The organism is Flavobacterium sp. NPDC079362, from assembly GCF_050267765.1.
Taxonomy (GTDB): Bacteria; Bacteroidota; Bacteroidia; order Flavobacteriales; family Flavobacteriaceae; genus Flavobacterium; species Flavobacterium azizsancarii.
The window spans coordinates 1-11,464 of record NZ_JBNNFM010000001.1 but is presented as its reverse complement, the minus strand read 5'-3'; the positions used below and the strand labels follow the sequence as shown (position 1 = coordinate 11,464).

Genomic DNA, 11,464 nt, shown 5'->3' with positions numbered 1-11,464 from the left:
ATTCGAATAATTTAGTGGGTTTTGGAATAGAAGGGAATATTGTCTTATTGTAGTATTTGATCTGTGATGGAAAGCGAATTATTGTGAAAAAGATGATTGTGAAAAAAGTTAATAAAAAAGGTTGTGAAGACAGTTTTAAAAAATGTGAGATTAGTGAAGTTGTAAAAAAAGCCATTGATGAAGCTTTAGAAGATGTTGCAAATGGAAGAGTTCATACTCATGAAGATGTTATGGAAGAAACTAAAAAAAAGTTTCGTCATTTATTTAATAGATAGGATTGAATTGTAAAATTTATTCGTTGATTATGGTTTTCCGTATTAGCATAATAGTTTTATTGGTGTTATTTGTTTGTAATACATAGACTTAAGGTGAGTTTTGTAGAAAACAACATTTAATTTAAAATATTTATTATGGAACAAATCCAAGCAATTAAACCAGGTCCGAAGCCTAACAAACCAGATGGGAAGCCAGATGAAAGAAGACGAGTTAATCCACCAAATCAGCCAAAGCATCCTGACTTGAAACCTCATATCCATAAGCCAAAGGATTAAGAGGCCTAACGTTAGAATAAAGAGAGATAATCTAAAACTGTCTCTCTTTGTGGATTACGTATTTTTTTCAGAACATAAAAACCGTATAAAACCAAAAAAACCTCTTCGAAAGAAGAGGTTTTAAGTACCCGGAGCCGGAGTCGAACCGGCACGGTTTCCCACAGGTGTTTGAGACCAGCGCGTCTACCAATTCCGCCATCCGGGCTTAGCAGACGAAAAAATAACTAATAAATCAATTATTTTAACGCAATAGAATAAGTTAATTATGATGTCATAACTGTGCTTATTCCTTTAACACGGTGCAAATGTAAAAAAATAAATTAAATGTTCTACTAAAAATACTTAAATTTTTCCTTTCAGTGTCCAATAAATTTTCTAAATTTGCACCTCGTTAAAACGAAGCACACACAACTAACTACAAAACAACAAATTATAATGTCGCACCTAGAACCAGAAGCTAAAATTTTTGCTTGTTCACAAAGTGTTTATCTTGCAGAAAAAATTGCAGCACAATACGGAATTCCGTTAGGAAAAGTAACGATGTCAACGTATAGCGATGGAGAATTTCAGCCATCATACGAAGAGTCAATCAGAGGATTACGCGTTTTTATCGTATGCTCAACATTTCCAACGGCTGATAATTTGATGGAATTGTTATTAATGATTGATGCAGCAAAACGCGCATCAGCAAGACACATTACAGCTGTAATGCCTTATTTTGGTTGGGCAAGACAGGATAGAAAAGATAAACCAAGAGTTCCGATTGGAGCAAAATTAGTAGCTAATTTATTAGATGCTGCCGGAGCGACAAGAGTAATGACAATGGATTTGCACGCAGATCAAATTCAGGGGTTTTTCGAAAAACCAGTAGATCATTTATTTGCATCTACAATCTTTTTACCATACGTAGAAAGTTTAAAATTAGACAATCTAACTATTGCATCTCCGGATATGGGAGGTTCAAAAAGAGCATATGCTTACTCTAAGTTTTTGGCATCAGATGTAGTAATCTGTTACAAACAAAGAAAAGCAGCCAACGTTATCGACACTATGGAGCTAATTGGTGAAGTAAAAGGCCGTAACGTAATATTAGTAGACGACATGATCGATACTGGTGGGACACTTGCTAAAGCAGCAGATTTAATGATCGAAAAAGGAGCATTAAGTGTTAGAGCAATTTGTACACACGCCATTTTATCAGGTGACGCATACGAAAAAATTGAAAACTCAAAATTAAGCGAGTTAATAGTTACCGATTCTATTCCGTTAAAGAAAGAATCAAAGAAAATAAGAGTAGTGAGTTGTGCACCTCTTTTTGCTGAAGTTATGCACATGGTGCACCACAACAATTCCATTAGTGGAAAATTTATAATGTAATAAATGGCAATATGCTTTAGGCTGTAAGCTTTAAGTATTGAAATGTCGATAAATTTATTACGAACAAACAAGAATATTTATTAATAACTATATTTTTTTACAATGAAATCGATTACAATTAAAGGATCAGAAAGAGAAAGCGTGGGAAAAGTGTCAACTAAAGCCTTACGTAATGCTGGAGCGGTTCCTTGCGTGTTATACGGAGGAAATCAAGCAGTACACTTCTCAGCAGACGCTGCAGCGTTCAAAAACTTGGTTTACACTCCAAACGCACACACAGTTGTGATTGAGCTTGGAAAAGGAAAATCATTCAATGCAATTTTGCAAGACATTCAGGTTCACCCGGTATCTGATAAAATTTTACACATTGACTTCTTTCAATTATTTGATGACAAAGAAATCACTATGGAAGTTCCAGTAAAAGTTGTTGGTACATCAAAAGGTGTTCTTGCAGGTGGTGTTTTACGTTTAAACACACGTAAATTAAAAGTTAAAGCTTTACCTAAAGATCTTCCTGATTTTGTTGAAGCTGACATTACTCCACTTGAAATGGGTAACAAATTATATGTTACTAAAGTTGGTTCTCCAGAATACAAAGTGATGCACCCAGAGAACACGGTTGTTGCTCAGGTAAGAATCTCTCGTGCTGCTATGAAAGCTGCTCAAGAAGCTGCAAAAGCTGCAAAAGCTCCTGCAAAAGGAAAGAAAAAATAATTTTTTTCAAATTCAATATCAAAGCATCAATCGAAAGATTGGTGCTTTTTTTGTTTTTAGAGGTTCTTAGTTGCTAAGATGCTGAGGTTCTGAGTTGAGCTTTCTTGTGTGCTTTGCAGTTAAGATTAAATTATCTAATTACCACATTTTCTAATTTTTAAATTTTTCAGAAGCAGAAACTTTAAGGTTTCTCAAGACCAGATGTTCCTGCCATCCGCTATATCTTTTCCTTGCTAAAGAAGCAAGAAAAAGGATGCCGCTTCTGTCAGGGCTAGCAAGAAATGTAGTTTCTATAAGTGACTAAGATGCTGAGGTTCTATGGAGAAAAAGTTTCTAGTGTGTCAGACTGAGCGGAGTCGAAGTCCGCAAAGTATTTCACTTTAGATTGTCGAATTTCTTGCGGCACTTCGACTCCGCTCAGCCTCACAAAAATTGAGATAATAATATAGTATCAAATAATAAATCCGCACAAATCCGTTTAAATCTGCGTCATCCGCGTACCATTCTCAATTCTTTGTGAACTTTTCGGTTCTAAATAAATTATCTCATTGACACGTTTTCTAATTATCTAATGAACAAATTGCGACATTCTCTAATTAATCTTATTTTTGCCACATGATAAAATGGATAACAAAACTGTTTTCATCAACACAAAAAGAAGAGAACACAGACAATATGAAACCGGAGGTTCACGAACACCCAAAAAACAATATAAAAAGCGTGAGTAAAAAATATTTAATCGTAGGACTTGGTAATATTGGTGCCGAATACGTAAATACAAGACATAATATAGGATTTAAAGTCCTGGATTTTTTAGCTAAAAAAGAAGGGCTTTCATTTGAAACGGTAAAACTGGGCGCTTTAGCCGAATACAAATTCAAAGGAAGAACCTTTTTCCTGCTTAAGCCAAACACTTATATGAATCTAAGCGGTAAGGCTGTAAAATACTGGATGGACAAAGAAAACATTCCGTTAGAGAATATTTTGGTCATTACAGATGATTTAAACCTGTCATTCGGAACCATTCGTATCAAGCCAAAAGGAAGTGACGGAGGTCATAACGGATTGAAAAATATCAATCTGGTTTTAAACACGCAGGAATATACCCGTTTTAGATTTGGTATTAGTGATCAGTTCAAAAAAGGGCAGCAAGTAGATTATGTTTTAGGCGATTGGGACGAAGAAGAAAAGGCAAAATTGCCAGAACGATTAGAAGTAGCTTCAGAAATTATTAAATCATTTGGAACTGCAGGATTAGAAAACACCATGACAACTTTTAATGGAAAGTAAAGATTTACAGTTATTTAACTGTTAAGTAATCAAATTATCAGTTAATTAAATGGAATTATAACGAAATAGTATTTTCTATTCCAAAGTTAAATGTCTAAATTTGGTATAAATTATTATAAATCATAAAATCATAATATCATGGCTTTTGAATTACCACAATTACCTTATGCATATGATGCACTAGAACCACATATTGATGCTCGTACAATGGAGATTCATTATACAAAACATCATAATGCGTATACAACAAATCTTAATGCTGCAATTGCAGGAACAGATTTAGAAGGAAAAACAATCGAGAATATCTTAATCAACTTAGATAAATCAAACGCAGCAGTTCGTAACAATGGTGGAGGTTTTTACAACCACAATTTATTCTGGACTGTAATGAGTCCAAACGGTGGTGGATTGCCAACTGGTGATTTATTAGCTGCTATCGAAGCTTCTTTTGGAACTTTTGAAGAGTTTAAAGCAAAATTTGCTAAAGCTGGAGCAACGCAATTTGGTTCAGGATGGGCTTGGTTAACTGTTCAAAAAGGAGGGAAACTAGAAGTTGTAGGTACTCCAAATCAAGATAATCCATTAATGCCGGAAGCTGCTGGTAATGGTGGAACTCCAATCTTAGGAATGGATGTTTGGGAACATGCTTACTACTTAAACTACCAAAACAGAAGACCTGATTATATTGAAGCTTTCTTCAGTGTAATTAACTGGACAGAAGTGGCTAGAAGATTTGCTTTAGACAAATAGTCTGTTTAAGAGAAAATAGAATAAAGAGTAAAGAAAAAAGACGAGTGCCGAAAGGTGCTCGTCTTTTTTTGTATTTACATTTCAATCTTTATTCTATTCTCTTTGTTCTATTTTCTTTAAAAATAAAAAAGGTGGAATTTCTTCCACCTTTTTTGCCCCAAATCTACCATAAACTTACCTACTAATGTTATGGTTCAGTAAATATAGAAGAGTTGTTCTTATGAGAAAAACTTTTCTGATGAATGACAGATATATCCGACTAAGTAAGAAAAAAGATAGAATTAGGTGAGTAGAGAATGGAATAAAGAGAATAGAATAAAGAGTATAGAATAAAGAGTATAGAATAAAGAGTATAGAATAAAGAGGAAAGGATCTAGAGGAAAGGATCTAGAGGATGGAATGTAAAGGGGAGAATAAAGGAAATAGGAAAGGATAAAGAAAAAAGAATAAAGGATCTAGAGGATAGAATATAAAGGAAAATTAGGAGAGGATAAAGAGAGAGTGCAAGGTTCTCTGTTTAAAAGCTATATTCTTGCTTTTAGTCTATTTTCTATAATCTTTATTCTTTTGTCTTAAAAAAAATAAAAAAGGCGGAATCTCTTCCACCTTTTTTGCCCCAAATCTACCATAAACTTAACCTACTAATGTTATGGTTTAGTAAAAGTATGATAGCTATTCTTATTAAAAAAACTTTTCTGATGAATGGTCAATATATCCGACAAAAAGAATGTAATACTTTTAAATTGAAATACTTGAGTTTATTCCAATAAAAAAGGTGGAATTGCTTCCACCCTTTTTGCCCCAAATCTACCATAAACTTAACCTACTAATGTTATGGTATCTCAAAAGTATTGTAGCTTTTCATTTTTACCAAACATATGGGATGAACGGCAAAAAAAACCGATGAAATGCACAAATTAACCTTTTGTTAGTATTTTATTAATACGCTCTTGCGTCTTTTCCTTCGTAGAAATTCATGAAAGCTCTGTTTACAACACGATTTCCTCCTGGTGTAGGATAATCTCCCGTAAAGTACCAATCTCCAAGATTTTTAGGACATGCAATGTGCAAATCTTCTACTTTTTGGAAAATGATTTTTACTTCGGCATTGATTTCCGGAGAACTTAACATTTCGGCAATTTTAGCCGAAACTTCCTCAGGAGTAAACTGATCGTAAATGGCAGTAACATAATTTACAACATCGCTGTCTATATAGTTTTCCTGTGCTTTACATTTAGCATAAACTTCATCAACAATATGATATAAGTTTCTTTCTTTCAATAAGGCCAAAGCTGCTCTAAAAGCTACAAGGCCTTCTAATTTTGCCATGTCAATTCCGTAACAGTCAGGATAACGAATTTGTGGTGCCGATGAAACGATTACGATACGTTTAGGATTTAAACGGTCCATCATTTTTATGATACTCATTTTAAGCGTTGTACCACGAACAATACTGTCATCAATAATAACTAAGTTGTCAGTTGGTTTGATCACGCCGTAAGTCACGTCGTAAACGTGAGCCACAAGATCATCACGACTGCTGTCCTCTGTAATAAAGGTTCTTAGTTTAGCATCTTTAATAGCTACTTTTTCCGTACGGATTTTTACAGCCAGTAATTCTTGCAATGTTTCAGCCGTAAGAGTATTTCTGTTGGCGAGTATATAATTGTTTTTTCTTTGATTTAAAAAATCCTGAGCAGCTTCGACTAAACCATAAAATGAAGTTTCGGCAGTATTCGGGATATAAGAGAAAACAGTGTTGTCTGTATCACTTTCAATAGATTCAAGAACTGCAGGTAAAATTAATTTTCCTAAGTTTTTACGTTCCTGATATATTTCAGCATCACTTCCTCTTGAGAAATAAATTCTTTCAAAAGAACACGCTTTCTTAACAGTTGGTTCCAGGATTTGTTCCATAGAAACTTTTCCGCTTTTCTTGATGATCAAAGCATTTCCTGGTTCAATTTCCTGAACACTTTCAAAAGGTACGTTAAATACAGTCTGAATAACAGGTCTTTCAGAAGCTACAACAACAACTTCGTCGTCCTGGTAAAAATAAGCCGGACGAATTCCTGCCGGATCTCTAAAAACGAACGCATCACCATGACCTAATAATCCGGCCATTGCGTAACCGCCATCAAGGTTTTTAGCGGAGCGGGTTAATATTTTTGCGATATCCAATCGGTCTGCAATAACCGGCGAAGCTTCTCTTTTAGAATAACCTTCTAATTTGCAGTCCTGATACAATTGCATTACTTCTTTGTCAAGAAAATGTCCAATCTTTTCCATAACTGTAACAGTATCCGCCATTTCTTTTGGATGTTGTCCAAGTTCAACTAAGTTTTCGAAAAGTTCCTTAACATTTGTCATATTAAAGTTTCCTGCCAAAATTAGATTACGGTGCATCCAGTTACTCTGACGTAAAAATGGATGTACACTTTCGATGCTGTTTTTTCCGAAAGTTCCGTAACGAACGTGTCCTAAAAATAATTCTCCTATATAAGGAATATTAGCTTTTTGAGCTGCAACATCATTTGCGTATTCAGGATGAGAAGTCATCTCTTCGTTAATGCGCTCATTGATTTGTTTAAAAACGTCCTGGATAGGTTGTGCGTGATTAGAACGAACTCGGCTGATATAACGTTCGCCAGGTTCAACATCTAACTTAATGCTTGCAAAACCTGCTCCGTCTTGCCCACGGTTGTGTTGCTTCTCCATCATTAGATACATTTTTTGTATCCCGTAAAAAGCAGTTCCGTATTTTTCTTTGTAATATTCAAGCGGTTTAAGAAGTCTAACTAAGGCTATACCACATTCGTGTTTTAAAGCGTCGCTCATTGTTTTTGTATTTTGTGTTGTTGTAAGTTGTGTGTATTAACGTAATAAAAAAGCCCCGTTATTAGCGAGGCTTTCGGGCATTATATTTCTATGTCAAACTGAGTTAACGACTTAAACTGTTGTAATCGAATCGCTACTTCTGCTTTGCTTAATGTTTCCATCCTTTCGGTTCCAAATTTCTCCACACAAAATGAAGCTAAATTAGATCCGTAAATAATTGCGTTTTTCATGTTGCCAAAAGAGATGTTTTCGCTTTGTGCAATAAATCCTGAAAAACCACCTGCAAAAGTGTCTCCTGCTCCTGTTGGATCAAAAACATCTTCTAATGGTAATGCCGGTGCAAAGAATACTTCTCTATTATGGAATAAAAGTGCTCCGTGTTCTCCTTTTTTGATCACCACATATTTTGGTCCCAATTCCTGGATTTTGTTTGCCGCTTTTACTAAAGAGTATTCTCCTGAAAGTTGTCTTGCTTCTTCGTCATTGATTGTGATTACGTCTACACGTTTGATTACGTCAAGTAATTCCGGAAGAGCGCAGTCCATCCAAAAATTCATAGTGTCTAAAACTACTAATTTTGGTTTTTTCTCCATTTGGTCCAAAACACTGCTTTGTACTAAAGGATGTAAGTTTCCTAACATCACAACATCAGCATCTTTATAATTTTGAGGAACTTTTGGTTGAAAGTCAGCCAAAACGTTTAACTCAGTTACCAATGTGTCTCTAGAGTTTAAATCGTTGTGGTATAAACCGCTCCAGAAAAAGGTTTTTCCGCCTTTTACAATTTCGATACCGGAGATATCAATATTTCTTGAAGTTAAAAGATCTAAATGTTCTTGAGGAAAATCGTCGCCAACTACAGAAACAATGGCCGATTGTAAGTTAAAAAATGAAGCTGATAAACCAATATATGTTGCAGCACCACCTAAAATTTTATCTGTTTTTCCGAAAGGAGTTTCAATCGCGTCGAAAGCAACCGTTCCAACAATCAATAATTTATTCATTTTATGAATTTCGAATTAGGGTGCAAAGATACTTCATAAGTTGCAATATTGCAACGGTTTAAGTTCTCAAAATTTTCATAAAAAAAGAATATTGTTTTCGGGGCTAAAACTGTTGTAAATGAATGAATTAAATTTGATTCTTCTGAGTGCTTAAAATATGTTTTTTGGATTTAAAATACAATAGTTATTTTCGAAAAAAAGCATGGGAGATTTTGTTTAGATTTGTTAAAATGTCAAATTTCATTCATGAAGAAAGTTATAACCTTATTAGCGCTGTTTTGTCTGTTGATTTCCTGCGAAAGAAAAGAACCGAATTTTTCTGAAGAAATGATAGAGAAGTTGGTATTTGAAGATAATGGCTTACCTCCATATTATCTTAGATTAGACTTATATGTGTTGACAGACAACAATGAAATTCATCAAACCAATAATAATGAATTAATGTTTTTTTATAAAAAGTATTACTCAAAAGAGTTCAAATCGTTTAATGAATTTTTAAATGCCAGCTTAAATGCCGATTTTATTTTTGATAAAAAGCTATTAAAAAATAATGCTAATTATTTAACTAGTTTTAAATTAAATCCAAAAATGGAAAAAGAATATTCCTCTTTAGGGTTTAATAAGTTTCTTGAAAAATATTCAAAATCATCCTCTAGGAAAGATGAGCTTGAATTTAATAAATCAAATTTAAATTCTGATGAATATTCAGCGTTTAAATATTTTCTTTATGTAAACAAATACGATGTAAGTTCTGATTGTTATTTGGGAATTGATTATATTAGAAAAAGAAAAGATTCTTTTAATTGAGCTCCAATTGATACTTCATAATTTTTAGCTTTTTCGTTTCCCATCTTTTATTAAATTATTCTAAAGATACATTGTTGACGATTTTTCGGCAATTTTAATCCATTTCAAAAAATAGTCCTTCGATGGTTTATTGTCGTTTTGGGTGTTTTCTTTTTCAGTCATAATCTTCGTTTAATTCTACAACTCATACTTCTTATCAAAATAATTCTTTAAAATCCCAATTTGAACTAAAATCATAAAAGGCACTATTAAAAGCGCATACAATATATTTTTAGAAAAATGAATTCCTGAAAATAGAGTAGAAGCTTTGTCTAGATATACTAGCGCTGTCTCAGAATTAGAAATGTCGTTGTTGGCGAAAATAGAATAACACGTCAAAGCAATTAAACTGATACCAATAAATATCCAGGTTGTTTTAGAAATCAAAGGTTTGTATGCTTTTATTTTACTTTTCTCAGTTGCTAAAACATGAGACATTATTTTTGAAGTAAAGTCAATAGATGGCGATTCCAAAGTAGTTTCGGCCATCATTTTATCAATTAGATTTTCTATTTCTTTATCATTTTCTTTCATAACATTCTATTATTTCTGGTTCTAATTGCTTTTTCAAAATTACGGCTAATTTTTGGCGGCTTCTAAATAATTTTACCTTGACGTTATTGGTATTAAGGCTCATAATTTTTCCGATTTCTTCTAAACTCTGATCTTCAAAATAAAATAAAGTTAGCAAGAAATTTTCTTCACTCGGTAATAAATTCAGACAATTCTGAATCGCCTGTTTTCGTTCTTTGTCTTCCAGAGCAGTTAACGCGTTGTCCATCGTTTTAATTAAATGTGCCGAAAATTCATCTATCGATACATTGAGGTCTTCTTTTTTATTTTTCTTCAGTCGGTCTAAACATGTGTTATAGGCTACTTTATAAATCCAGGTCGAAAATTTAGAATCACCTTTAAACTTGCTTAAAGAATTATAAGCTTTAATAAAAGTATCCTGTGCAACTTCTTCAGCCTCTTCTTTGTTTTTGACCATTTTAAGCGCCAATGTAAAAATCATATTTTTATAACGATCAACCAGTACGGCAAAAGCATTCGTCTCGCCGTTTATAATTTTATCGATATAATGTTGATCGCTTATTGTGCTCATATTATGTAAGACGACACGTTCTGTAATTAGGTTACAACTATTTGAAAATAAATTCGAAATTTTTAAATCCCCAATCTTAATAAAATAAATTCCAATTTTTAAATTCCAACTTTATAAGAGGAAATGTAGATTAAATTCTAATCTATATGTTTATAGAACTTTGTCAAAGTTTATCCTTTCCCAATATTGTCATCTCGACGAAGGAGAGATCACACGCGAAATTGGCGGTTTACTTTGCGGAGCTTCTAGTATGATCTCTCCTTCGTCGAGATGATACAGAAATTCGCCACTAGATTTATCGTTTTGTGGCAAAGATTTATTGTTTCTCGAAAATAATTTTAAACTCAAAATTAACTGATATTCAGTAAGTTTTGGGGTTTTTAATTTAAAGATTGGAATTTATTTTAAAATTCTTGTAACCTCAATTCAAAACATGTCGTCATATGGGGTATCAATCAATTATAAAACAAAAAATATTATGGGAGCACAAATTTTAGTACCAATAAGTATGTTTCTGATGATCTTCGGAATTGTTTATCTTATTTACTCAACAAGAAACAGAGAGCGTCTTGCTCTTATAGAAAAAGGTGTCGATGCCAGTATCTTTTTGAAAGGACACGGAAAAGGTGTTCCCGTTTGGAAGGTGCTTGTTTTAAATCTTGCTTTTTTATTAATAGGTAGCGGAGTAGGGATTTTTGTCGCTTTGCTAATCACAACTTATACATCTCTTGTAGATTCAGCCGTTTACCCATCGATCATTTTTATCATGGCGGGAGTTGGTTTATTGGCAGGATTTAGCAAAGCTAAAGATTTGGATAAAGAATAAAAGATCGTTTAAGTTAGTACCATTAACGATTATAACGCGTCAGGAACAATTGTTTCTGACGCGTTTTTGTTGTGTGCCCAGCATGGGCGATAACTCTAGGGTGTAAGTCCCGAACACGCCTTTACAGTGGGAAGTGTTAGCTGAATGCAAGGGTGTCCATCGC

The 11,464-nt window shown here is 33.6% G+C and carries 11 protein-coding genes and 1 tRNA gene; 7 read left to right on the top strand and 5 right to left on the bottom strand.

From position 1 onward, the window contains the following. Positions 1-98: 98 nt before the first annotated feature. Positions 99-275, top strand: a complete 177-nt coding sequence (locus ACQKCJ_RS00060; protein ID WP_271335137.1) for a hypothetical protein — start codon at positions 99-101, stop codon at positions 273-275. Between the two features lie 401 nt (positions 276-676). Here ACQKCJ_RS00060 and ACQKCJ_RS00055 read toward each other — a convergent pair. Then, a tRNA-Leu gene (locus tag ACQKCJ_RS00055) sits at positions 677-756 on the bottom strand. Between the two features lie 230 nt (positions 757-986). On the opposite strand from ACQKCJ_RS00055, the gene ACQKCJ_RS00050 reads away from it, so the two are divergent. The 4 genes from ACQKCJ_RS00050 to ACQKCJ_RS00035 all read left to right on the top strand — a co-directional run bounded on the left by ACQKCJ_RS00050 (position 987) and on the right by ACQKCJ_RS00035 (position 4,682). Next, the gene (locus ACQKCJ_RS00050) at positions 987-1,928 is read left to right on the top strand and encodes a ribose-phosphate pyrophosphokinase (RefSeq protein WP_271338757.1); all 942 of its coding nucleotides are present in this window, start codon (positions 987-989) and stop codon (positions 1,926-1,928) included. 102 nt (positions 1,929-2,030) lie between these two features. Then, entirely contained in the window at positions 2,031-2,642 is a 612-nt protein-coding gene (locus tag ACQKCJ_RS00045) for a 50S ribosomal protein L25/general stress protein Ctc (protein WP_042564800.1), read from the top strand. Positions 2,643-3,257: 615 nt separating this feature from the next. Next, entirely contained in the window at positions 3,258-3,932 is a 675-nt protein-coding gene (gene pth / locus ACQKCJ_RS00040; protein ID WP_271338756.1) for an aminoacyl-tRNA hydrolase, read from the top strand. A 138-nt stretch (positions 3,933-4,070) separates the two neighbouring features. Further along, positions 4,071-4,682 carry a superoxide dismutase gene (locus ACQKCJ_RS00035; RefSeq protein WP_271338755.1) on the top strand — a complete coding sequence of 204 codons (612 nt, stop codon included), beginning with the start codon at positions 4,071-4,073 and terminating at the stop codon, positions 4,680-4,682. Between the two features lie 939 nt (positions 4,683-5,621). On the opposite strand, the gene ACQKCJ_RS00030 is transcribed toward ACQKCJ_RS00035, so the two are convergent. Together ACQKCJ_RS00030 and ACQKCJ_RS00025 are read right to left on the bottom strand one after the other, a co-directional pair. Next, on the bottom strand, positions 5,622-7,520 hold the full coding sequence (locus ACQKCJ_RS00030; RefSeq protein ID WP_271338743.1) for an amidophosphoribosyltransferase: 1,899 nt from the start codon (positions 7,518-7,520) through the stop codon (positions 5,622-5,624). Between the two features lie 80 nt (positions 7,521-7,600). Further along, positions 7,601-8,524, bottom strand: coding sequence for a PfkB family carbohydrate kinase (locus ACQKCJ_RS00025; protein WP_055097600.1), 924 nt, complete (start codon positions 8,522-8,524; stop codon positions 7,601-7,603). Between the two features lie 246 nt (positions 8,525-8,770). Between ACQKCJ_RS00025 and ACQKCJ_RS00020 the strand changes: the two genes are divergently transcribed. Beyond that, positions 8,771-9,331: a hypothetical protein gene (locus ACQKCJ_RS00020; protein WP_427401105.1), complete on the top strand. Its 561-nt coding sequence runs from the start codon at positions 8,771-8,773 to the stop codon at positions 9,329-9,331. 177 nt (positions 9,332-9,508) lie between these two features. Here ACQKCJ_RS00020 and ACQKCJ_RS00015 read toward each other — a convergent pair whose 3' ends face one another. Next, entirely contained in the window at positions 9,509-9,904 is a 396-nt protein-coding gene (locus ACQKCJ_RS00015; protein ID WP_271338745.1) for a hypothetical protein, read from the bottom strand. After that, positions 9,891-10,475, bottom strand: a complete 585-nt coding sequence (locus ACQKCJ_RS00010; protein ID WP_271338746.1) for an RNA polymerase sigma factor — start codon at positions 10,473-10,475, stop codon at positions 9,891-9,893. Before ACQKCJ_RS00010 ends, ACQKCJ_RS00015 begins: the two co-directional genes overlap by 14 nt. Positions 10,476-10,953: 478 nt before the next feature. Here ACQKCJ_RS00010 and ACQKCJ_RS00005 point away from each other — a divergent pair, with 478 nt between their 5' ends. Next, the gene (locus ACQKCJ_RS00005) at positions 10,954-11,301 is read left to right on the top strand and encodes a DUF6249 domain-containing protein (protein WP_271338747.1); all 348 of its coding nucleotides are present in this window, start codon (positions 10,954-10,956) and stop codon (positions 11,299-11,301) included. Positions 11,302-11,464 lie beyond the last annotated feature (163 nt).

Bases quoted from the DNA above. Each gene is read 5' to 3' on its own strand.
- ACQKCJ_RS00005 (WP_271338747.1), top strand. From the start codon at position 10,954: ATGGGAGCACAAATTTTAGTACCAATAAGTATGTTTCTGATGATCTTC.
- ACQKCJ_RS00050 (WP_271338757.1), top strand. From the start codon at position 987: ATGTCGCACCTAGAACCAGAAGCTAAAATTTTTGCTTGTTCACAAAGT.
- ACQKCJ_RS00015 (WP_271338745.1), bottom strand. From the start codon at position 9,904: ATGAAAGAAAATGATAAAGAAATAGAAAATCTAATTGATAAAATGATG.
- ACQKCJ_RS00010 (WP_271338746.1), bottom strand. From the start codon at position 10,475: ATGAGCACAATAAGCGATCAACATTATATCGATAAAATTATAAACGGC.
- ACQKCJ_RS00045 (WP_042564800.1), top strand. From the start codon at position 2,031: ATGAAATCGATTACAATTAAAGGATCAGAAAGAGAAAGCGTGGGAAAA.
- ACQKCJ_RS00035 (WP_271338755.1), top strand. From the start codon at position 4,071: ATGGCTTTTGAATTACCACAATTACCTTATGCATATGATGCACTAGAA.
- ACQKCJ_RS00030 (WP_271338743.1), bottom strand. From the start codon at position 7,520: ATGAGCGACGCTTTAAAACACGAATGTGGTATAGCCTTAGTTAGACTT.
- pth (WP_271338756.1), top strand. From the start codon at position 3,258: ATGATAAAATGGATAACAAAACTGTTTTCATCAACACAAAAAGAAGAG.
- ACQKCJ_RS00025 (WP_055097600.1), bottom strand. From the start codon at position 8,524: ATGAATAAATTATTGATTGTTGGAACGGTTGCTTTCGACGCGATTGAA.
- ACQKCJ_RS00020 (WP_427401105.1), top strand. From the start codon at position 8,771: ATGAAGAAAGTTATAACCTTATTAGCGCTGTTTTGTCTGTTGATTTCC.